The following is a 21,871-nucleotide window of genomic DNA, read 5'->3' as shown; positions in this document are numbered from 1 at the left end:
TCGGAGACGTTATGCCCGACATCGTGACTGAACTCTCCGCCCCGCCCCTCGCCTCCTCCGCCACCATCGAGACCGCCCGTGCCGGGCACGACGCCTGGCACGCCGCACGGCTCGCGTCCGTCACCGGCCCGACCGGGAACCTCGCGCTCATCCAGACGCGCTGGCTTCCCGACGGCGACGAGACGACCGCGGAGGACGCCCTGGCCGGACAGCCGGCGACGGTCACCGCGACCGAGCTCGAGCGCAACAGCCTGGAGACAGGTCGGCCGGAGCGCGGCATCCGGCTCTGGGACGCCGCCTCGCCCGCGATCCGCGACTTCGAGACGATCGAGGTGTTCCCGTTCGACCCGTCCTGGGTCATCGAGGCGACGTTCACCCCGGTCGAGGGCGAGCGCACCATCCCGTTCGAGCACATCCGCGACAACGGCCTGACCCGCGACCTGGTCGTGCCCGGCGACATCACGTTCCACCGCGACGGCGTCGACTACACGCTGAGCGCCTTCGACGACGACGGCACGCTGCTGCTCGTCTTCGGCGACCCGACGAACGGCGCGGACGGCGACGACGGCACCTACGCGTCCGGCCGGTTCCTGTTCGTGACCCGCGACGGCGACCGCGCCGTGCTCGACTTCAACCGTGCCTTCGTCCCGCCCTGCGGGTTCTCGGACCAGTACAACTGTCCGCTGCCGCCGCGGAACAACCGCTTCCCCGTCCCGGTGACCGCCGGCGAGAAGCGCGTCGTCTTCCGCGACGGCGCAGCGCACTGACGTCGCGCACGACCCTCACCCTCACAGCACCTTCCCCCAGCACAGGAGAACTCCCTTGAGAAAGACCCCCCTGCTCGCCACGCTCGCGATCGGCCTCGCCTCGGCGCTGGCGCTCGCCGGCTGCGCCGGAGCGTCCTCGTCCGCCACGGGCGCCGACGCGTCCATCGCGATCGGCTCGCTCTATGAGCCGGTGAACCTGGACAACACCGCCGGCGGCGGCCAGGGCGTCACCGAGGCCCTCAACGGCAACGTCTACGAGGGGCTGTTCAAGCTCACCGACGCCGGCGAGGTGCAGCCGCTGCTCGCCACGAAGTACACCCAGAGCGCCGACGGCCTCAGCTATACCTTCACCCTGCGCGACGGCGTGACGTTCCACTCCGGCAAGCCGCTGACCAGCGCCGAGGTGAAGTCCAGCATCGAGCGCGTCCTCGCCGACCACTCGCAGTCGGCGCGCAAGTCGCAGCTGTCCGTCATCTCGAAGATCGACACCCCGGACGCGAAGACCGTCGTTATCTCGCTGAAGACCCGCTCGATCTCGCTGCCGTACAACCTCAGCTACGTGTGGATCTTCGGACCGGGCACCACGAACTACAAGACGGCGGAGGACGGCACCGGCCCGTACACGCTCGGCACCTGGAAGCGCGGCAGCTCGCTCAGCCTCGAGCGCTGGAGCGGCTACTGGGGAGACAAGGCGAAGAACAAGGAGGTCGTCTACGACTACTTCACCGACGCCAGCGCCCTCTCCAACGCCCTGCTGACCAATCAGGTGGACATCGTCACGAGCATCCAGAGCCCGGACTCGCTGACCCAGTTCGAGGGCAACAAGGACTACACGATCAGCAACGGCAAGTCGACCACCAAGGAGCTCCTCGCCTTCAACGACAAGGTGGCCCCGTTCGACAAGGCCGAGGTGCGCAAGGCCGTCTACTCCGCGATCGACACGAAGAAGCTGCTGAGCTCCATCTGGGGCAAGTACGGCACGCTGATCGGCTCGATGGTCCCGCCGAGCGACCCCTGGTACGAGGACCTCACCACGGTCAACCCGTACGACGTCTCGCTCGCCAAGAAGGAGCTGGCCGCGGCCGGCCTGCCGAACGGCTTCACCTTCACGCTCGACACCCCGACCTACGACCCGCACCCCGCGGTCGCCGAGTTCCTGAAGAGCGAGCTGGCGAAGGTCGGCATCACCGTGAACATCAATTCCATCTCGGCCGACGAGTGGTACACGAAGGTGTTCAAGAACCACGACTTCACGGCGACGCTGCAGGAGCACGTCAACGACCGCGACGTCGTCTGGTACGGCAACCCGGACTTCTACTGGGGCTACGACAACCCGCAGGTCACCGCGTGGGTGAACGAGGCCGAGCAGGCGTCGACGACCGCGGAGCAGACCGCAAAGCTCAAGCTGGTTAACGAGCAGATCGCGAAGGACGCCGCCAGCGCGTGGCTGTACCTCTACCCGCAGATCGTCGTCGCCTCCAGCGATGTCAGCGGCTACCCGGTCAACGGCCTGAACTCGCAGTTCTTCGCCTACGACATCGTCAAGAAGTAGCGTCCGGAGAACGGACGACCCCACTGCCCGCAGGAGGCCATCGCGCCTCCTGCGGGCAGTCACGTGCTCCCGCTGATTAGGCTTGACGGATCATGGCAACCTACCTCCTGCGCCGCACCGCGTTCCTCGTGGTGTCGCTGCTGCTCGCCATGGTGGTGCTGTTCTTCCTGCTCCGCGTGCTGCCGGGCGACCCGGCCAACGCGCTGCTCTCGGCCAGCGCGACGCCCGAGCAGATCAAGGCCGCCCAGCAGCAGGTCGGCAGCGATCAGCCGCTGCCCGCGCAGTTCGTGAGCTGGTTCGGCTCGCTGCTCACGCTCGACCTCGGGCAGTCGTTCATCACCTCGCTCCCGGTGGGACCGGAGATCGCCTCCCGGCTGGCCGTCACCATCCCGCTGACGCTGCTGTCGTTCGTGCTCGCGCTGCTGCTCGCCCTCCCGATCGGGTTCGTCGCCGCCTGGAAGGCCGACCGCTGGTACGGGCTCGCGCTCTCCGCGTTCTCGCAGCTCGGCATCGCCGTCCCGGTGTTCTGGGTGGGCATCCTGCTGGTGAGCGTCTTCTCGGTGAACCTGCGCTGGTTCCCCTCCGGCGGCTTCCCTCGCGACGACTGGGCCGACCCGGCGGCGGCGCTGGAGTCGCTCGCGCTGCCGATCATCACCATCGCGATCGTGATGAGCGCCTCCATCTCCCGCTACGTCCGCAGCGCGACCCTCGACGTGATCGGGAGCGACTACCTGCGCAACGCCAGGGCGCTCGGCTCCGGCTTCGGCCGGGCGATGTGGCGGCACGGCCTGCGCAACGGCGCTGTCCCCGTCATCTCGGTGCTGGGCATCGAGCTGGCGACCACCTTCCTCGGCGCGGTAGTGGTCGAGAGCGTCTTCACGCTGCCCGGCCTCGGCAGCATGCTGCTGCGCGCGATCGAGCAGCACGACTACCCGAACATCCAGGGCATCCTGTTCGTCTCGACCCTGCTGGTGCTGATCGTGGGCTTCGTCGCCGACATCCTGCAGCGCCTGATCGACCCGCGGCTGCGGCAGAGCATCTCGGGGAACCGATGAGCGCGGTGGTGGACCAGGCGGCGGCGCAGGGCGCGCCGGACGACCCGCGCGCTGCGGCCAGGCGGCGGGCGCGCCGCTCGGTGACCCTCGGCATCGGCCTCACGCTCGTCGGGCTCGTCGTGCTGGTCGCCGCGGTCTCCTTCGTCTGGCTCCCGTACGCGCAGGGCGACACCTCGGGCGGCCGGCTGCAAGGACCCAGCGCGGAGCACTGGCTCGGGACGGACAAGCTCGGCCGCGACCTGACCACCCAGCTGATGATCGGCGCGCGCATCGCCCTCGCCGTCGGCCTCGGGGCGGTAGCGATCGGGGCCGTGATCGGCGTCACGATCGGGATGCTCGCCGCCTTCGCCACCCGCTGGCTCGACGACACGATCTCCGCCGTCCTCGACATCCTGATCGCCTTCCCGACACTGCTGCTCGCCATGCTGATCGTCGCCGCGCAGGGCGCGTCGCTCGGCACCGCCATCCTCGCGATCGGGCTCGCGATGTCCGCGGTCGTCGCGCGGCTGACGCGCGTGCTCGCCAAGCGCGTGCTCGCGCAGCAGTACGTCACGGCCGCGCGCACCTCCGGCACCTCCTGGCCCGGCGTCGTCGCCCGGCACATCCTCCCGAACATCTGGCCGACGCTCGGCGTCAACCTGGCTCTGCAGTTCGGCGTCGCCGTGCTGGCGGAGGCGAGCCTGTCCTACCTCGGACTCGGGGCGCCCCCGCCGAACGCGTCCTGGGGCCGGATGCTGCAGGAGGCGCAGGGCACCGTCGCCGTCGCACCGGTCGGCGCGATCGCCCCCGGCATCGCGCTGGTGGTGCTGGTGATCGGCGTCAACCTGGTGGCGGACGGGCTGCGGGATGTCGCCGACCCGACCAGGAGGAGGTCGCGATGATCCTCGACGTCGCAGGTCTGACGGTCACCGCGCGGGACGGCTCCGCGCTGGTCGACGACGTGAGCTTCTCGCTCGCCGCGGGGGAGCGGCTGAGCCTGATCGGCGAGTCCGGCTCCGGCAAGTCCCTGACCTCGTTCGCGATCACCGGTCTGCTCCCGGACGGGCTCACCGCCGCGGGCAGCGTCGAGCTCGCGGGCGTGCAGGTGATCGGCTCGAAGGAGCGGGTCCTCGTCCCGCTGCGCGGCCGCACCGTCTCGATGGTGTTCCAGGAGCCGCTGACCGCCCTGGACCCGCTGATGCGGCTCGGCGACCAGGTCGCGGAGCCGCTGCGGCGCCACCTCGGTCTGCGCGGCAGCGCGCTGCGCTCGGCCGTGCGGGATGCGCTGGCCGAGGTGCGGCTGCCGGAGCCGGAGCGCATCGCCAGGGCGTACCCGCACGAGATCTCCGGCGGTCAGCGCCAGCGCGTCGCCATCGCGGCCGCGCTCGCCTGCCGCCCGCAGCTGCTGATCGCCGACGAGCCGACCACGGCGCTGGACGTCACCGTGCAGGCGGACATCCTGTCCCTGCTGGACACGCTGGTCGCCGAACGCGGGATGGCGCTGCTGTTCGTCAGCCACGACCTGGCCGTCGTCTCCCGGATGACCGACAGGGCGCTCGTGCTGCGCGGCGGCCGCGTGGTCGAGGAGGGCAGCATCCAGCGCATCCTGAGCGCCCCCGCCGATCCCTACACCGTCGACCTCGTGCGCAGCGCCCGCGAGCTCGACGCGGCCCTGGAGGTGCGGTGACCGCCATCCTCGAACTTCGCGACGCCGGCTTCCGCTACCGGCGCGCCGCCGCTCCCGCGCTGGAGGGCGTCTCGTTCTCCGTGCAGGAGGGGCGCAGCGTCGGCCTCGTCGGCGAGTCGGGGGCGGGCAAGACGACCGTGCTGTCGCTGCTGCTCGGCCTCGCCGACCCGACCAGCGGAGCCGTCCTCTTCGACGGTGCTCCGCTGGACCGGCGCGATCGCGGCACCATGCGGGCGTTCCGCCGCAGCGTGCAGACGGTGTTCCAGGACCCGTACTCGTCGCTGGACCCGCGGCAGAGCGTCGGCCGGATCGTGGGGGAGCCGCTCGCGTCGCTCCGGATCGCCTCCGGGGCGGACGCGGCCGACCGCGTCGCCTCGGCGCTGCGCGCCGTCGCGCTCCCCGAGGACGCGGCGCGCCGGTTCCCGCACGAGTTCTCCGGCGGCCAGCGCCAGCGCATCGCGATCGCACGCGCGATCGTCTCGCGCCCGCGCGTGCTGCTCGCCGACGAGCCGGTCAGCGCGCTGGACGTGACGACGCGCATCCAGATCATCGAACTGCTCTCCACGCTCGCCGAGACCGAGGGCATGACCGTCGTGATGGTCTCGCACGACCTCAGCGTGGTGGCGACGCTGTGCCGGGAGACGGTCGTGCTGCGCTCCGGCCGCGTCGTCGAGCAGGGCCCGACCCGTCAGGTGCTCGGCGCCCCCGCCGACCCGTACACGCAGCGCCTGCTCGCCTCCGTCCCGCGCCTGCCCGCCTAGCCCCCGGAACATTTGCGCCACATCTCGGCTCCAGCCCCGCTCGAGCCGCGATCTGGCACAAATGCTCAGCGGGCGTGATGAGAGCTCAGTCGAGCCCGAGCTTCTTCCGCAGCGACGCGACGTGCCCGGTGGCCTTCACGTTGTAGAGCGGGAGGCGGATGCTGCCGTCCGGGTCGACGACGAACGTCGAGCGGATGACGCCCTCGACGGTCTTGCCGTAGAGCTTCTTCTCTCCGTACGCGCCGTAGGCCTTGTGGACAGCCAGGTCCTGGTCCGAGAGCAGCGGGAAGTTCAGGCTCTCCTGCTCCTGGAACTGCTTGTTCTTCGCCGGGGCGTCCTTGGAGATCCCGATCACCTGGTAGCCGCTGGACGCGAGCGAGTTGAGGTTGTCGCGGAAGTCGCACGCCTCCGTGGTGCAGCCCGGGGTCATCGCCGCCGGGTAGAAGTACACGATCACGTTCTTCCCCGCGTAGTCGGAGAGCGAGACGGGCTCGCCGTCCTGGTCGGTCAGGGTGAACGCGGGGGCCTCACGGCCCGCTTCCAGTCGCACATCGGTCATGCGTCCATTCTGCCCCGGCCGGGCACTGTCGCGCTCAGCCGGCGAAGGTCGCGAGCAGGCGCTGCAGCGAGTCGAGCCGGGCGCGGCCGGTCTCGCCGAGCCGTCCCTCCTCGACGGCCTCCACGATGGCGCAGTCGGGGGCGTCCGGGAGGTGGGTGCAGCCGCGCGGGCAGTCCTCGGCGAGCTCGGCGAGGTCGGTGAACGACTTGAGGATGCTCGCGGTGTCCACGTGCCCCAGCCCGAACGAACGCACTCCCGGGGTATCGATCACCCAGCCGTGGCCCTCGCCGTTCTCGACCCGCAGCGACACCGTGGACGACGAGGTGTGCCTGCCGCGGCCGGTCACCTCGTTGACGTGCCCGGTCGCCCGTCCCGCCCCCGGCACGAGCTCGTTCACGAGCGTGGACTTGCCGACGCCGGAGTGCCCGACCACCACGGTGTCGTGGCCGACGAGCGCCGCCCGGATCTCGTCGACCGGGATGCGGTCCTCACGGCTGGTGAACACCGGGAGGTCGAGCCCGGCGAAGTTCTTCAGGAACGGCGCGGGATCGGCGAGGTCGATCTTGGTGACGCACAGCATCGGCTCGATGCCCGCGTCGTACGCGGCCACCAGGTAGCGGTCGACCAGCCGGGTGCGCGGCTCCGGGTTGGCCGCGGCGACCACGATGAGCATCTGGTCGGCGTTCGCGACGATCACGCGCTCCACGTCGTCCGTGTCGTCCGCGCTCCGGCGCAGGAGCGTGCTGCGCGGCTCGACCCGCACGATCCGGCCGAGCGTCCCCTCCTCGCCGCTGGTGTCCCCGACGACCGCGACGCGGTCGCCGGTCACGATCGGGTTGCGCCGCAGCTCGCTCGCACGCGCGGCGATCGACTGCCGCTCGTCCGGGGTGTCCTCGTCGAGGAGCACCGTGTAGCGCCCGCGGTCGACGCCGAGCACGCGCGCGATCTCCGCGTCGGCGTGGTCGGGCCGCACCTTCGTGCGCGGCCGGTTGCCCTTCGGGTTCGGGCGCGTGCGGATGGTGGACTCGTCGTAGAGGTCGAACTCGTCGTCCTCGTCATCGTCCGCCCACCACGAGCCCGTGCCGTCGGTCACGCTGGGTCGGCGCCTTCGTGCAGCATCCGCGTCCAGAGCGCGGTGAACTGGGGGAGGGTCTTCGCGGTGGTGGCGACGTTCTCGATCTCCACGCCGGGGACGACCAGGCCGACGATCGCGCCGGCGGTGGCCATCCTGTGGTCCTCGTAGCTGCGCCAGACGCCGCCGGTGAGCGGGCGCGGCTCGATGCGCAGCCCGTCCTCGAGCTCCGTGACCTGTCCGCCGAGTCCGTTGATCTCGGCCGCGAGTGCGGCGAGCCGGTCGGTCTCGTGGTGCCGGATGTGGCCGATGCCTGTGATCTCGCTCGCGTCCTCCGCGAGTGCAGCGATGGCGACGAGGGCGGGAGCGAGCTCGCCGCCGGTGGTCAGGTCGAGCTGCACGCCGCGGATGCGCTCCGGCCCGGTCACCGTGAGCCGGTCGCCGTCGCGCTCGATCGTGGCGCCGAACATCGGGAGCAGATCGGCGAGGTCGGCGCCGACCTGGGTCGTCGTCTCCGGCCAGCCGGTGATGGTCACCGACCCGCCGGTCACGACCGCCGCGGCGAGGAACGGCGCCGCGTTGGAGAGATCGGGCTCGATGTCCACGTCGCGCGCGGCGATCGTCCCCGGCCGCACGATCCAGCGACCGACCTCCGGCGCGGCGCGGCCCACGCCGCGGTCGGCCAGCGCGGCGATCGTCATCTCGATGTGCGGCAGGCTCGGGAGGCGCTCGCCGGAGTGGGTGAGGTCCAGGCCGTCCTCGAACCGGCTGGCGGACAGCAGCAGCGCGCTGACAAACTGGCTGGAGCTGGAGGCGTCCACCGAGATCGCGCCGCCGGCGACCGATCCGGTGCCGTGGACGGTGAAGGGGAGCGAGCCGCGGCCGTCGTCGTTCACGTCGACGCCGAGCGCGCGCAGGGCGGAGATGATCGCGCCCATCGGGCGGCCGCGCGCCGAGTCGTCGGCGTCGAACATGGTCGGCCCGAGCGCGAGGCCGGCGATCGGCGGGACGAAGCGCATGACCGTCCCGGCCTGCCCGCACTCGATCGTCGTGCTGCCGAGCAGCTCCTCCGCGGGGGTGACCAGGAGGTCGGCGCCGAACGCGCTCGCCCCCTCGCGCTCCTGGATGCTCACGCCGAGCGCGCGCAGCGCCTCGACCATGTTGCCGGTGTCGCGGGAGTGCAGGGGAGCGCGCAGCAGCGACGGCCCGTCCGCGAGCGCCGCGAGCACGAGCTCGCGCGCGGTCAGCGACTTCGAGCCGGGGAGCGACACGGTCGCCGTCACCGGGCCCGTCGCAACGGGGGCCGGCCACAGCGTGTTCGGCTCCTCCGTGCGGTTGTCGCCGTACGGATCGAAGTCGGGAGCGGAATATTTCGAGATCAGCATTGTTGTCAAGATTATCCGTGATCGTGAACGAAGGAAGGACGAGCCTGTGGCCGCTGCGACCGCTCTCCTCGACGCTCCTCTCACGGCGCCCGCATCCTCGCAGGAGGTCTCCGGCCTGCCGCAACTAGACTGGCCGGTGATGACCACCGAAACCGAGGATCTGGGCGACCTGTTCGAAGAGCAGGCGCTGCCGTTCATGGACCAGCTGTACGCGGCGGCTCTGCGGATGACGCGGAACCCGTCCGACGCGCAGGACCTGGTCCAGGAGACGTACGTCAAGGCGTACGCCGCCTTCCGGCAGTTCCAGCAGGGCACCAACCTGAAGGCCTGGCTGTACCGCATCCTCACGAACACGTTCATCAACACCTATCGCAAGAAGCAGCGCGAGCCGTACCAGGGGACGATCGACGAACTCGAGGACTGGCAGCTGGGCGGGGCGGAGTCGATCTCCGCATCCTCCAGCCGCTCGGCCGAGGCGGAGGCGATCGACCACCTGCCCGACAGTGCCGTCAAGGACGCGCTGCAGGCCATCCCGGAGGACTTCCGGCTGGCCGTCTACCTCGCCGATGTCGAGGGATTCTCCTACCAGGAGATCGCCGACATCATGAAGACCCCGATCGGCACCGTGATGAGCCGCCTGCACCGCGGCCGCCGGATGCTGCGGGAGCTTCTGACCGACTATGCGCACGAGCGCGGGCTCTCTGCCGTTCAGGGGGACCGGGCCGTGCAGACCCCCAGGAGACAACGATGACCGACTGCGGTTGCGAGAAGGCGAAGGCCGAGCTCGAAGAGTACCTGCGCAACGAGCTGTGCACCGAGGACGCCGCGGACATCCGCGAGCACCTCGAGCACTGCGACGGCTGCTCGAATGAGGCGCACCTGAACGTCGTGCTCACCGAGGTCGTGCAGCGCGCGTGCAAGGAGACGGCCCCCGAGACGCTGCGTGCCGAGGTCCTGGTGCGCATCCGTTCCTTCCAGGCGACCGCCCACTGACCGGCCTCCCAGTCAGCCGCTCCTGAGTTCGTCACGCCGCGCACCGGCGTGTCGCGTGAAGATCTCAGGAAGCGATGGCGCGCAGCGACGGCCGAGTGGCTGCTCAGGCGGCGCTGCCGCTGCCGACCTCGTGCAGGAAGAACAGGCCGCCGAGCGGATCGGTGACCTGCGCGAACCGGCCGAACTCGCTGTCCCACGGGTCGCGGATGACGGTGCCGCCCAGCTCGACCACCCGCTGGGATGCCGCCGCGGCATCCTGCACCCCGAAGTACACGACCCAGTGCGACGGGACGCCTTCCGGCAGCATGCCGCGCGCGTCGAAGACGCCGCCCGCCGGCGCGTCCGGGTCGCCGAACGTGGAGTAGCGGAAGTCCGCGGTGTCGCCGAGCACCTGCGTACGCCAGCCGAAGACCTTCGTGTAGAAGTCGACCTGGGCGCGGAAGTCGAGCGCGTAGAGCTCGTGCCAGGCGAGACCGCCCACCTCGGCGACGAGCTCGGAGCCGCGGTGCTCCAGCGGTTCCCAGAGCCCGACGACGGCGCCGCCCGGATCCGCGATCACGGCGAGCCTGCCCTGATCGCCGACCGTCATGGTCGGGGCGAGGCTCTGGGCGCCGGCCGCGAGCGCGGCCCGCTCTGCGGCCTCGGCGTCCTCGACCAGGAGGTAGGTGACCCACGTGTTCTGCTGCTGGCCCGCCATCGCTGAGCCGAGGCCGGCGACCAGGTGGCCGTCCCTGCGGAAGCTGACGTAGCCGCCGTACTCCTCGCCGGAGACGTCGGCGCTCCAGCCGAACAGGGACGAGTAGAACTCCTGCGCGCGCGGAAGATCGGAGGCGGCGTAGTCCACCCAGCAGGGCTCGCCGAGGCGGTGGGAGGTGACGACGGTCATGGCCATAACCTACGCTCGCTGCCTGCGCTGCAGAAGAGCGACGCCGGTGCGCGCTAGCGTTGCGGGATGACGATCGATCAGTTCCGCATCCAGGTGCCCGATGAGGTGCTCGCCGACCTGCGCGACCGGCTCGCCCGCACCCGCTACCTGTCCGCTCCGAGCCGGCCCGGCTGGGAGGGCGGGCTCGGCGGCGACCGGCTCCGCGCGCTCGTGGAGGGCTGGCTCGCGTTCGACTGGCGGGCCGAGGAGGGCAGGCTCAACGCGGTCGAGCAGGGCGTCGCCGTCGTCGGCGGCTCGCGCGTCCACTTCGCCCGGGTGCGGGGGAGGGGCGACGGTCCGCACACGCCCCTGCTGCTGCTGCACGGCTGGCCGAGCGCCTTCGTCGAGTACCTGCCGCTCGCCGAGCTGCTGAGCGACACGTTCGAGGTGATCATCCCCTCGCTGCCCGGCTTCGTGTTCTCGGAGCTGCCGGAGCAACCGCTGACCCGGCGGAGCATCGCGGAGGCGCTGCACGGGCTGATGCGGGAGCTCGGCTTCGACCGGTATGCCACCTTCGGCGGTGACATCGGCGGCGGAGCGTCCACGTGGCTCGGTGCGGAGCACGCCGACAGCGTCATCGGCATCCAGCTGCTGAACCCGCCATTCCCCGCCGACGACAGCCCCGCCGACGATGAGGAGCGGCGCTTCCTGGACGCCCTCGCCGAGTACGACGAGGCGGACGGCGGGTACAGCGAGATGATGGGCACCCGCCCGGACACGATCGCCGCCGCCCTGGCCGATTCACCCGCCGGTCTCCTGGCCTGGATCGCGGACAAGTGGCACGACTGGGTGGACGACGACTTCGACCGGATCGTCGACTCCGGCATCCTCTACTCGATCGCGACGCTGTACTGGGTCACCGACAGCATCGGCACCTCGTTCCAGCAGTACTACGACTGGGGTCAGAACCCGCAGCGGCCGCCCATCACGGCGCCGGTCGGCGTGTACCTGTCGCGCGAGCCCGGCTTCCGCGGCTTCCCGCGGTCCATCGCCGAGCGCGCGGTCACCGACCTCCGCCAGTTCGTGCTCGCCCCCGCCGGAGGGCACTTCGCCGGCTTCGAGCACCCCGCCCTCACCGCCGAGGCCATCCGCGCCTTCCACGCCCTCCTCCGCTGAACCGCCGAGTACGCAGAAAATCGGGTGCTGACCGGTCACATCCCGGATTTTCTGCGTACTCGGCGGGTGTGCGAGGAGCCCGGGACTCGGTGAGTCTCGGGCTCCTCGGGGGGTGCGGGGGTGTGCGGGGGTGCGGGTTAGAGGGTGAGGGCGCGCTGGATGAGGAGCGACTGCTCCTTGGCGTGCCGCTTGGCCGAACCCGCGGCCGGCGAGGCCGACGGCGGACGGGAGACGACGCCGAGCGGGCGCGGACCCAGCTTGGAGGTCTCCAGGATCATGTACGGCCAGGCTCCCTGGTTCTCCGGCTCGTCCTGCACCCACACCAGCTCGGCGTTGGGGTAGGAGTCGACGACCGCCTTCAGCTCGGCGGCGGGCAGCGGGTAGAACTGCTCGACGCGCACCAGCGCGATCTCCGGGTTGGGGTTCTTCTCCAGCTCGTTCAGCAGGTCGTAGTACAGCTTGCCCGCCATGAGCAGCACGCGCTTCACCGACGACTTGTCCTCGATGCGGGCGTCGTCGATCACCGGCTCGAACCGGCCCGAGGTGAAGTCGGCGACGTCGCTGGACGCGCCGCGCAGACGCAGCATCGCCTTCGGCGTGAAGACCACCAGCGGGCGGCGCGGCCGGGCATAGGCCTGGCGGCGCAGCAGGTGGAAGTACGACGCCGGGGTCGACGGGCGTGCGACGGTCATGTTGTTCTCGGCGCACAGCTGCAGGTAGCGCTCGATGCGCGCGCTGGAGTGGTCGGGTCCCTGACCCTCGTAGCCGTGCGGGAGCAGCAGGACGAGCGACGAGCGCTGGCCCCACTTCTGCTCGGCGGAGGAGATGAACTCGTCGATGATGATCTGCGCGCCGTTGGCGAAGTCGCCGAACTGCGCCTCCCACAGCACCAGGGCGTCCGGGCGCTCGACCGAGTAGCCGTACTCGAAGCCCATCGCCGCGTACTCGCTGAGCAGCGAGTCGTAGATCCAGAACTTGGCCTGGTTGTCGCTGAGGTTCGCCAGCGGCAGCCACTCCTGGCCGTTCGCGCGATCGTGAAGGACGGCGTGGCGCTGCACGAAGGTCCCGCGGCGCGCGTCCTGGCCGGCGAGACGCACCGGAGTGCCCTCCAGCAGCACGGAGCCGAGCGCCAGCAGCTCGCCGAAGCCCCAGTCGATGCCGCCGTTGCGGCTCATCTCGCTGCGCTTGTTCAGCAGCTGCTGGAGCTTGGGGTGCACGGTGAACCCGGCGGGCGGGTTGTTGAACGCGTCGCCGATCATGTGGATGACCTGCTCGCTGACCGCGGTGGTCTCCGGCTCTCCGACGTTGTCGTTCGCGTCCCGCTGCGCGATCGGGTGCTCGATGTCGGCGGTGGCGTCGCCCTGGGTGATCACCGGGGTGGAGTTGGTCTGCGCGGCGTGCGTCTCCATGAAGGCCCGCTCCAGGCGGTCCTGGAAGTCGCGGTGCGCTGCCTCGTACTCCTCCTCGGTGATGTCGCCGCGGCCGACGAGGGCCTCGGTGTACAGACGGCGGACGGACCGCTTCGCCTCGATGAGGTTGTACATCAGCGGCTGGGTCATCGACGGGTCGTCGCCCTCGTTGTGACCGCGGCGGCGGTAGCAGACGAGGTCGATGACGACGTCGCGCTTGAACTCCTGGCGGTACTCGAAGGCGAGCTGCGCGACGCGCACCACGGCCTCCGGGTCGTCGCCGTTCACGTGGAAGATCGGCGCCTGGATGGTCTTCGCCACGTCCGTCGAGTACACCGAGGACCGGCCCTCGCCGGGAGGCGTGGTGAAGCCGACCTGGTTGTTGATGTTGACGTGGATGGTGCCGCCGGTGCGGTACGCGCGCAGCTGCGACATCTGCATCTGCTCGACCACGATGCCCTGTCCCGCCATCGCGGCGTCGCCGTGGATGAGGATCGGCAGGGTCAGGAAGGTGCCGGCAGGGCGGCGGTCCTGCTTGGCGCGGACGATGCCCTCGAGCACGCCGTCCACCGCCTCCAGGTGCGAGGGGTTCGCGGCCAGGTAGACCGGGATCTCCTCGCCGGCGGCGCCCTTGAAGGTGCCCTCGGTGCCGAGGTGGTACTTGACGTCGCCGGAGCCCTGCACGGTGCGCGGGTCCTGCGTGCCCTCGAACTCGCGGAAGATCTGACCGTAGGTCTTGCCGGCGATGTTGGTCAGCACGTTCAGCCGGCCGCGGTGCGCCATGCCGATGGCCGCCTCGTCGAGGCCGGCCTCCGCTGCGCCCTGCAGGATCGTGTCCAGCAGCGCGATGGTGGACTCGCCGCCCTCCAGGCTGAACCGCTTCTGCCCGACGTACTTGGTCTGCAGGAAGGTCTCGAACGCCTCCGCCTCGTTGAGCTTGCCGAGGATGCGCAGCTGCTCGTCGTGGGTCGGCTTCTCGTACGGGCGCTCCAGCTTGTCCTGGAACCACTTGCGCTGGGCCGGGTCCTGGATGTGCATGTACTCGATGCCGACGGTGCGGCAGTACGAGTCGCGGAGCACGCCGAGGATGTCGCGCAGCTTCATCGTGCGCTTGCCCTGGCTGCCGAACCCGCCGGTCACGAACTCGCGGTCGAGGTCCCAGAAGGTCAGGCCGTGGGTCTCGATCTCGAGGTCGGGGTGGGTGCGCTGCACGTACTCGAGCGGGTCGATGTCGGCCATCAGGTGGCCGCGCACGCGGTACGAGTTGATGAGCTCCTGGACGCGGGCGGTCTTGTCGACGGCGCTCGCCAGGTCGACCGAGATGTCCGGGTTCCAGTGGATCGGCATGTACGGGATGCGCAGCTCCGCGAAGATGCCCTCGTAGAAGTCCCGCTTGCCGATCAGCAGCTCGTGCACGATCTTGAGGAACTCGCCGGAGCCTGCGCCCTGGATGACGCGGTGGTCGTAGGTGCTCGTCAGCGTGATGGTCTTGCCGATGGCCAGGCCGGCCAGCGTCTTCTCGCTGGAGCCCTGGAACTCGGCGGGGTATTCGAGCGCGCCGGCGCCGATGATGGCGCCCTGGCCCTTCATGAGCCGCGGCACCGAGTGCACGGTGCCGATGCCGCCGGGGTTGGTGAGCGAGATGGTGGTGCCCGCGAAGTCGCCGGCGGTGAGCTTGTTGTTGCGCGCCTTGGAGACGAGCTCCTCGTAGGCGGCGAGGTACTCGCCGAAGGCCATCGTGTCTGCGCGCTTGATGCTCGGGACAAGGAGGGCGCGGGTGCCGTCCGGCTTCGGCAGGTCGATCGCGATGCCGAGGTTGATGTGCGCGGGGGCGACGACGGAGGGCTTGCCGTCCACCTCGTCGTAGTAGACGTTCTGGCTCGGGAACTCCTTGAGCGCTTGGATGAGCGCCCAGCCGATGAGATGCGTGAAGGAGACCTTGCCGCCGCGGGCGCGCTTGAGGTGGTTGTTGATGACGATGCGGTTGTCGATCAGCAGCTTCGCCGGGATGGTGCGAACGCTGGTCGCGGTGGGGACCGTGAGCGAGGCATCCATGTTGGTGGCGAGGGTCTTGGACATGCCGCGCAGCGGGGTGACCTTGTCCTCCTCCGCCTGCTCGGACACCGCGGTGGGCGAGGTGACGGGGGCGTCGGCGGGAACCGGCTGCGGCTTCGGGGCGACGGACGTGGTCCGGGCGACCGGCTGTGATCCGATGATCGGGATGGGCGTCGTCACCGGCTGGGGCTCTCCGGCCGCGGCGCCCGGTCCGGCGGGCGGCTCGGGGGCGCCCGGCGCGGGAGCCGGAGCGGGCTCCGGAGCTGGAGCGGGAGCCGGTGTCGTCGGCTCCGCCGGCGTCGGCACGGTCGGTTCGCTCGGAGTCGGGGCGGCGGGTTCCGCGGGGGTGGGGGCCGGCGTCTCGTCCGGCGACGGAATCGAGGCCTGGCCCTCCTTCACCGGGTGGTAGTTCTCGAGGATCGGCCACCAGGACTTGTCGACCGAGTTCTTGTCCTGGACGAACTGCTCGTACAGCTCATCCACGAGCCACTCATTGGCCCCGAACTCGCCCGACGATCCGTCGTCGGTCCCAACACCGGTCAATTGGCTCGACACAGCCTTTCGCCCACTCTCTCCATTGATTTCGTTCCGTCCGGGCGGATTGGACCGCCCGTCACCATCCGAGCATCAAGCCTAATCCCATCGCGGCCCCGGTGCGGGCGTTCAGCGCGGAGCGATACCGTTATTCCCATGCAGTTCTATGGAACGTCGCCCCGCCACGACCTGACCTACTCCGACGTGTTCCTCGTGCCGTCCCGATCGAACGTGACGAGCCGCCTGGACGTCTCGCTCGCGCCGAACGACGGCACCGGTGCGACCATCCCGATCGTCTCGGCGAACATGAACTCGGTGACCGGCAAGCGCCTGGCGGCGACGCTCGCGCGCCGGGGCGGCCTGGGCGTCCTCCCGCAGGACATGCACCTGCAGGATCTGGACGAGGCGATCCGCTGGGTCAAGGCCCAGCCGGTCGCGTTCGACACACCGTATCCGGCCGGCCCGGACGAGACCGTCGCGGACGTGCTGCGCCGGGTCCCCGCGGTGGAGGGCCACGGCGTCGTCGTGCACGACGCCGACGGCGCGTACCTCGGCTGCCTGGCGACGTCGCAGCTCGGCTCCGCCCTGCCGGACGCCAGGATCGGCGACCTGCTGCACGGCGCGCTCACCTCCCTCGACGCGGAGGACCTGGCCGACGGTCGCGCCGCCTTCGCCGCGATGGATGCGGCGGGGCTGGAGTTCGCGCCGGTGCTCGACCACGGCAGGGTCGTCGGCACGCTCAGCAGGAAGAGCGCCCTGCGCTCCACCATCTACCAGCCGGCGCTCGACGCGCACGGCCGGCTGCGGGTCGCCGCGGCGGTCGGCATCAACGGCGACGTCGCGAGCAAGGCCAAGGCGCTCGCCGCCGCGGGCGTCGACGTGCTCGTGATCGACACCGCGCACGGCGACCAGGACGGCATGCGCCGCGCCATCCACACGGTCAAGGAGCTCGGCCTCGGCCTCCCGATCGTGGCGGGCAACGTCGTCACGGAGCAGGCGGTCCGCGACCTCGTCGCCGCCGGCGCGGACATCCTCAAGGTCGGCGTCGGTCCCGGCGCGATGTGCACGACGCGCATGATGACCGCGGTCGGCCGCCCGCAGTTCTCCGCCGTGCTCGAGACAAGCGCGACCGCGCGCGAGCTCGGCGCGCACGTCTGGGCAGACGGCGGCGTGCGCTACCCGCGGGACGTCGCGCTCGCGCTCGCCGCGGGCGGAGCCTCCGTGATGATCGGCTCCTGGTTCGCCGGGACGATCGAGGCACCTGGCGCCCTCGACCGGGACGAGAACGGCGCGCTCTACAAGGAGAGCTGGGGCATGGCGTCCACCAAGGCGGTCAAGGGCCGCTTCGAGCGGCTGGACGCGTACGAGCTGGCCCGCAAGACGCTCTTCGCGGAGGGCATCTCGTCCTCGCGGATCTACCTCGACCCGCTGCGGCCCTCGGTCGAGGACCTGCTCGACATGATCACGACCGGCGTGCGCAGCTCCTTCACGTACGCGGGTGCGCGGACGCTGCCGGAGTTCCACGAGCGCGCGCTGGTGGGCATCCAGTCTGCCGCCGGCTACGAGGAGGGCAAGGCGCTGCCGGTCAGCTGGTAGCGGCTTATCGATCGGCTGTTAAGCGGCTGGGAGCGCCCGTCTCCCGGATGAGCGGCGGCCCAGGTCGGGTTGGCTCTGGGGAGACCCGCTACCCAGGAGGCCAGACGTGAGCCAGACCCCCAACCGCAAGCAACGGCAGGCCGAGGCCCGCGCCGCCAAGCTCGAGGCCTTCCGCAAGGAGCAGGCCAGGCGCGCGCGCAACCGCAGGATCGCCATCGTGTCCGCCATCGCGGGCGGCGTCGCCGTGATCGCGCTGATCGCCACGGTGATCCTGACCGCGCCGAAGCCCGTCGACTCCATCGCGGGGGTGAAGAGCTTCGACTACACGGGCGGCAACCACGTGCAGGGGACCGTGGACTACGCGCAGAATCCGCCGGCCGGAGGCGAGCACAACGCGGTGTGGCTGAACTGCGGCGTCTACGACCGGGAGGTGCCGAAGGAGAACGCGGTGCACTCGCTCGAGCACGGCGCCGTCTGGGTCACCTACCGGCCGGGGCTCGAGCAGTCCGCGATCGACACTCTGAAGGCCGACCTGCCGGACACCTACACCGTGCTCTCGCCGTACGACGGCCTGCCGGCGCCGATCGTGCTGAGCGCGTGGAACCATCAGCTGACGGTGGACACGGCGGACGATCCACGGGTGAAGCAGTTCATCCAGAAGTACTGGCAGGGTCCGGACACGCCGGAGCCGGGCGCGGCGTGCGTCGGCGGCCTGGACGCGCCGGGCAAGGTCTCCTGAGCGTGGCCGGGACGCGGCGGGCGTGGCCGCTGATCGTCGTCGCGGTCGTGGTGGTCGTGGTGACCGGTGCGCTGGCGTTCTCCGCCGGCCGGCTGAGCGTCGCGGCGGCCCAGACGCCGTCCGGGACGAGCGCGGAGGCCGGGTTCGCCAGGGACATGCAGGTGCACCATCAGCAGGGCGTCGAGCTCGCGATGATCGTCAGGGACCGCACGGACGACGAGGCGACCCGCACCCTCGCCTACGACATCGCGACGACGCAGGCCCAGCAGGCGGGGCAGCTGTTCGGCTGGCTCGTGCAGTGGCGCCTCCCGCAGGCCGGCTCCGAGCCGGACATGACCTGGATGACCCGCCCGGCCACCGTGGGGGAGCAGGCGGCGGGGCACGCGCACGGCGCGGCCGGCGGTCACCGGCCGGGCGACCCGATGCCGGGCCTCGCCACCCCCGCGCAGATCACGCAGCTGCGCGCGGCGAGCGGGGTGGAGGCGGAGCGGCGGTTCCTGACGCTCATGATCGCCCACCACCGCGGCGCGGTCGAGATGGCCCAGGCCGTGCTCGCCCGCAGCGAGAACCCCTCCGTCCGCTCGTTCGCCGGCGCCGTGGTGACGAGCCAGGAGTCGGAGATCGCTCTGATGGAGGGGATGCTCGCGGAGCGCTCCTAGGAGCCGTTGCCGGTGCCGCCGCCGAAGCCGTCCGATCCGGTGCCGCCGCCGAAGCCGTTGCCGGAGCCGTCGCCGGACTGGCCGCCGAAGCCGGGGCCGGTGTTCTGGTTCGTCCCGATCCCGCCGCGCGGACCGTCCACGGCGTTCGCGGTGAAGAAGCCGGCGAAGAACACCACGAGCAGCACCGCGACGGCGCCGACGGCGAGGGCGGTGTTCTGCGCCCAGACCGGCCAGTGGCGCAGCACGCTGCCGTCGGCGCGCTGGCGCGGGGCGGGCGCGGGCGCCGGTTCGTGCTGGGCGTAGCCGGGCTGCGGGTAGGCGGGCTGGCCGTAGCCGGGCGCCGGCTGCCAGGGCTGGTTCTGGCCGGGAGCCGTGGTGCTCATGGTGATGTCCTCTCGGTGGCGTGCCGGATCGCGGCCCGCCGGCGAGCATCCACCCCCGGGCTTCGCGAGCGCTATGCCGAGGTCATGCGAGAGCTGGGAATCCGGGGGACGGGCTGGGCGCGTTCCCAGCGCCCGCCGCTATACTCCTGAGCGAAATGGACGACCCTCCTTCACGACATCTGTCCGAACAGCGCCCATCACCACCACTGAACCCGGGGCCGGGTGATCGCCGTGGCCTCTGAGTGGATCATGCTCGCGGTCGGCCTCCTGCTGACGGTCGGCACCGGCCTCTTCGTGGCGAGCGAGTTCGCGCTCGTCAACCTCGACAGGGGCGACCTCGAAGCCCGCCGCGAGCGTGGCGAGTCTCGGCTGACGATGACCATCGCCGCGCTGAAGATCACCTCGACGCACCTCTCCAGCGCGCAGCTCGGCATCACCCTGACCACGCTGCTCACCGGTTACACGATGGAGCCGGCGATCAGCTCGCTGCTGCGCGGGCCGCTGACGGCGACAGGACTGCCGGAGGGCGCCGTCGCGCCGATCGCGACGGTCGTCGCGATCACGGTCGCGACGCTGCTGTCGATGATCCTCGGCGAGCTGGTCCCCAAGAACTTCGCGCTCGCGCTGCCGATCGCGACGGCCAAGCTGGTCATCCCGTTCCAGACCGTGTTCACGGCGGTGTTCCGGCCGTTCATCGCGGTGCTGAACGGCACGGCCAACGGCTTCCTGCGCCTGCTCGGCATCGAGCCGAAGGAGGAGCTCTCCGGCGCCCGCACGGCGGAGGAGCTGTCCTCGCTCGTGCGCCGCTCGGCCAGCGCCGGCGTTCTGGAGGAGGACACGGCGACGCTGCTGAGCCGCACGCTCGCGTTCTCCACCCGCACCGCGTCCGACGTGATGACGCCGCGGCCGCGTGTGGAGGCGGTAAAGCGCAGCGACCCGGCGGAGTCCGTGATCGGCCTGGCGCGCACGACCGGCTACTCCCGGTTCCCCGTGGTCGACGAGGACGTGGACGACGTCGTCGGCTTCGTGCACGTGAAGCAGGCGGTCGCCGTGCCGCGCGAGCGCAGGGCGAAGGTCCCGGTCTCGGCGTTGCAGACCGAGGCGCTGCGCGTCCCGGAGACCATGAGCCTGGACACCCTGATCGGCGAGCTGCGCGGCCGCGGCTACCAGATGGCCGTCGTCGTCGACGAGTACGGAGGCACGTCCGGCATCGCGACGCTCGAGGACCTCGTCGAGGAGATCGTCGGCGAGGTCGCCGACGAGCACGACCGCACCAGGGCCGGCGTCGTCCGCGGCCGCGGCTCGATCACCTTCCCCGGCATCCTGCGCCCCGACGAGCTCCTGGAGCAGGCGGACGTCGATGTGCCGGAGGACGGCCCGTACGAGACCGTCGCCGGCTTCGTGATGAACGAGCTCGGCCGGCTGCCGAAGGTCGGCGACGAGGTGACCATCGAGGGCGGGACGCTGCGCGTGGAGCGGCTGGACGGGCGCAGGGTCGACCGCATCCGGTACACGCCGGACCCGGAGGGGGTGGCCCATGAGTGACTGGGCCGGCATCGCCTGGCTGGTGGTGCTCCTCGCGGTGAACGCGTTCTTCGTCGGCGCCGAGTTCGCCGTCATCTCCGCGCGCCGCTCGCAGATCGAGCCGCTCGCCGAGCGCGGAAAGCGCAGCGCCAAGACCGCGCTGTACGCGATGGAGCACGCGACGCTCATGCTCGCGACGACGCAGCTCGGCATCACGGTGTGCTCGCTGCTGATCCTGAACGTCTCCGAGCCCGCCATCCACCATCTGCTCGAGGTGCCGCTGCACGCGACGGGATGGTCGGAGGAGGTCATCGGCACGATCGCCTTCGTCGTGGCGCTGGTGCTGGTCTCGTTCCTGCACGTCGTGTTCGGCGAGATGGTGCCGAAGAACATCTCGTTCTCGATGCCGGACAGGGCCGCCCTGCTGCTCGCGCCTCCGCTCGTCGCGATCGGCCGCGCCGTGCGCCCGATCATCGTCGCGCTGAACGCGTCGGCGAACGCCGTGCTGCGGCTGTTCCGGGTGGAGCCGAAGGACGAGGCGGCCAGCACGTTCACGCTGGACGAGGTGGCGACGATCGTCAGCCAGTCCACGCGCGAGGGCGTCCTCACCGACAGCACGGGCGCGCTCACCGCGGCGTTCGAGTTCACGGAGAAGAAGGTGCGGGACGTCATGGTGCTGCCGGAGACCCTGGTCTCGCTGCCCACCTCGCCCACGCCGTCCGACGTCGAGAAGGCGGTCGCCAAGCACGGCTTCTCGCGCTACGTCGTCCCGGACGCGGACGGCGAGCCGACCGGTTACCTGCACCTCAAGGACGTGCTCGACCTGGAGGAGACCGGCTTCGAGCTCCCCGTGCCGGCCAAGCGCATCCGCCGCCTGGTCACGGTGTTCGTGGACGCCGACCTCGAGGACGCGCTGGCCACCATGCGCCGCTCGGGCAGCCACCTCGCGCGCGCCGTGGACGTCGAGGGATCGACGGCCGGCGTGCTGTTCCTGGAGGACATCATCGAGGAGCTGGTGGGCGAGGTCCAGGACGCGACACGGCGCAGCTGAGCGCGCCTCGCTCCTCCTCGCCTAGACCGGAACGTCCAGCATCCCCGGCAGCGCCGTGCGCGAGTAGCAT

20 protein-coding genes are annotated in these 21,871 nt (G+C 70.9%); 14 read left to right on the top strand and 6 right to left on the bottom strand.

The features are described 5' to 3' along the window. Positions 1–11: 11 nt before the first annotated feature. From ACTHMF_RS18370 to ACTHMF_RS18345, 6 genes are all read left to right on the top strand, one after another. Complete coding sequence (locus tag ACTHMF_RS18370) at positions 12–767, top strand: DUF1684 domain-containing protein (protein ID WP_440319596.1); 756 nt, start codon at positions 12–14, stop codon at positions 765–767. Between the two features lie 55 nt (positions 768–822). Next, positions 823–2,319, top strand: a complete 1,497-nt coding sequence (locus ACTHMF_RS18365) for an ABC transporter substrate-binding protein (protein ID WP_440319594.1) — start codon at positions 823–825, stop codon at positions 2,317–2,319. Between the two features lie 92 nt (positions 2,320–2,411). After that, complete coding sequence (locus ACTHMF_RS18360; RefSeq protein ID WP_314147343.1) at positions 2,412–3,374, top strand: ABC transporter permease; 963 nt, start codon at positions 2,412–2,414, stop codon at positions 3,372–3,374. Further along, positions 3,371–4,255, top strand: coding sequence for an ABC transporter permease (locus tag ACTHMF_RS18355; protein ID WP_440319591.1), 885 nt, complete (start codon positions 3,371–3,373; stop codon positions 4,253–4,255). The genes ACTHMF_RS18360 and ACTHMF_RS18355 overlap by 4 nt, the downstream gene beginning before the upstream one ends. After that, complete coding sequence (locus ACTHMF_RS18350; protein ID WP_314147345.1) at positions 4,252–5,040, top strand: ABC transporter ATP-binding protein; 789 nt, start codon at positions 4,252–4,254, stop codon at positions 5,038–5,040. The genes ACTHMF_RS18355 and ACTHMF_RS18350 overlap by 4 nt, the downstream gene beginning before the upstream one ends. Continuing rightward, complete coding sequence (locus tag ACTHMF_RS18345; RefSeq protein ID WP_440319589.1) at positions 5,037–5,801, top strand: ABC transporter ATP-binding protein; 765 nt, start codon at positions 5,037–5,039, stop codon at positions 5,799–5,801. Before ACTHMF_RS18350 ends, ACTHMF_RS18345 begins: the two co-directional genes overlap by 4 nt. 85 nt (positions 5,802–5,886) lie before the next feature. Here the strand turns inward: ACTHMF_RS18345 and bcp are convergent, their stop codons facing one another. The 3 genes from bcp to aroA are packed head-to-tail and all read right to left on the bottom strand — an operon-like array spanning position 5,887 to position 8,817. Continuing rightward, complete coding sequence (gene bcp, locus ACTHMF_RS18340; protein WP_314147348.1) at positions 5,887–6,360, bottom strand: thioredoxin-dependent thiol peroxidase; 474 nt, start codon at positions 6,358–6,360, stop codon at positions 5,887–5,889. 34 nt (positions 6,361–6,394) lie between these two features. Beyond that, on the bottom strand, positions 6,395–7,453 hold the full coding sequence (rsgA, locus tag ACTHMF_RS18335) for a ribosome small subunit-dependent GTPase A (RefSeq protein WP_440319587.1): 1,059 nt from the start codon (positions 7,451–7,453) through the stop codon (positions 6,395–6,397). Beyond that, entirely contained in the window at positions 7,450–8,817 is a 1,368-nt protein-coding gene (aroA, locus tag ACTHMF_RS18330) for a 3-phosphoshikimate 1-carboxyvinyltransferase (protein ID WP_440319586.1), read from the bottom strand. The genes rsgA and aroA overlap by 4 nt, the downstream gene beginning before the upstream one ends. A gap of 139 nt (positions 8,818–8,956) precedes the next feature. On the opposite strand from aroA, the gene ACTHMF_RS18325 reads away from it, so the two are divergent. Next, positions 8,957–9,568, top strand: a complete 612-nt coding sequence (locus tag ACTHMF_RS18325) for a sigma-70 family RNA polymerase sigma factor (RefSeq protein WP_314147351.1) — start codon at positions 8,957–8,959, stop codon at positions 9,566–9,568. Continuing rightward, on the top strand, positions 9,565–9,810 hold the full coding sequence (locus ACTHMF_RS18320; RefSeq protein WP_314147352.1) for a zf-HC2 domain-containing protein: 246 nt from the start codon (positions 9,565–9,567) through the stop codon (positions 9,808–9,810). Before ACTHMF_RS18325 ends, ACTHMF_RS18320 begins: the two co-directional genes overlap by 4 nt. Before the next feature lie 103 nt (positions 9,811–9,913). Here the strand turns inward: ACTHMF_RS18320 and ACTHMF_RS18315 are convergent, their stop codons facing one another. Continuing rightward, the gene (locus ACTHMF_RS18315) at positions 9,914–10,696 is read right to left on the bottom strand and encodes a VOC family protein (protein ID WP_440319584.1); all 783 of its coding nucleotides are present in this window, start codon (positions 10,694–10,696) and stop codon (positions 9,914–9,916) included. A gap of 66 nt (positions 10,697–10,762) precedes the next feature. Here ACTHMF_RS18315 and ACTHMF_RS18310 point away from each other — a divergent pair, with 66 nt between their 5' ends. Beyond that, positions 10,763–11,851, top strand: coding sequence for an epoxide hydrolase family protein (locus ACTHMF_RS18310; protein ID WP_440319582.1), 1,089 nt, complete (start codon positions 10,763–10,765; stop codon positions 11,849–11,851). A 137-nt stretch (positions 11,852–11,988) separates the two neighbouring features. Here the strand turns inward: ACTHMF_RS18310 and ACTHMF_RS18305 are convergent, their stop codons facing one another. Further along, on the bottom strand, positions 11,989–15,870 hold the full coding sequence (locus ACTHMF_RS18305) for a multifunctional oxoglutarate decarboxylase/oxoglutarate dehydrogenase thiamine pyrophosphate-binding subunit/dihydrolipoyllysine-residue succinyltransferase subunit (RefSeq protein ID WP_314147355.1): 3,882 nt from the start codon (positions 15,868–15,870) through the stop codon (positions 11,989–11,991). A gap of 135 nt (positions 15,871–16,005) precedes the next feature. On the opposite strand from ACTHMF_RS18305, the gene ACTHMF_RS18300 reads away from it, so the two are divergent. From ACTHMF_RS18300 to ACTHMF_RS18290, 3 genes are all read left to right on the top strand, one after another. Continuing rightward, positions 16,006–17,445 carry a GuaB1 family IMP dehydrogenase-related protein gene (locus ACTHMF_RS18300; protein ID WP_314147356.1) on the top strand — a complete coding sequence of 480 codons (1,440 nt, stop codon included), beginning with the start codon at positions 16,006–16,008 and terminating at the stop codon, positions 17,443–17,445. Between the two features lie 106 nt (positions 17,446–17,551). Further along, positions 17,552–18,184 (top strand): DUF3105 domain-containing protein, encoded by a 633-nt coding sequence (locus tag ACTHMF_RS18295; protein WP_440319579.1) that lies wholly within the window; start codon positions 17,552–17,554, stop codon positions 18,182–18,184. Positions 18,185–18,186: 2 nt separating this feature from the next. Next, positions 18,187–18,843 (top strand): DUF305 domain-containing protein, encoded by a 657-nt coding sequence (locus ACTHMF_RS18290; protein WP_440319578.1) that lies wholly within the window; start codon positions 18,187–18,189, stop codon positions 18,841–18,843. Here ACTHMF_RS18290 and ACTHMF_RS18285 read toward each other — a convergent pair. Beyond that, positions 18,840–19,226 carry a hypothetical protein gene (locus ACTHMF_RS18285; protein WP_440319576.1) on the bottom strand — a complete coding sequence of 129 codons (387 nt, stop codon included), beginning with the start codon at positions 19,224–19,226 and terminating at the stop codon, positions 18,840–18,842. The two genes, ACTHMF_RS18290 and ACTHMF_RS18285, sit on opposite strands and share 4 nt — an antisense overlap. 249 nt (positions 19,227–19,475) lie before the next feature. Here ACTHMF_RS18285 and ACTHMF_RS18280 point away from each other — a divergent pair, with 249 nt between their 5' ends. Further along, positions 19,476–20,771: a hemolysin family protein gene (locus ACTHMF_RS18280; protein WP_314147365.1), complete on the top strand. Its 1,296-nt coding sequence runs from the start codon at positions 19,476–19,478 to the stop codon at positions 20,769–20,771. Then, positions 20,764–21,801 carry a hemolysin family protein gene (locus ACTHMF_RS18275; RefSeq protein ID WP_314147360.1) on the top strand — a complete coding sequence of 346 codons (1,038 nt, stop codon included), beginning with the start codon at positions 20,764–20,766 and terminating at the stop codon, positions 21,799–21,801. The genes ACTHMF_RS18280 and ACTHMF_RS18275 overlap by 8 nt, the downstream gene beginning before the upstream one ends. Positions 21,802–21,871: the final 70 nt, after the last annotated feature.

Source organism: Leifsonia sp. (assembly GCF_051955155.1).
Taxonomy (GTDB): domain Bacteria; phylum Actinomycetota; class Actinomycetes; order Actinomycetales; family Microbacteriaceae; genus Leifsonia.
The sequence above is the reverse complement of the archived record's forward strand: the minus strand, read 5'-3'. Positions and strand labels throughout refer to the sequence as shown.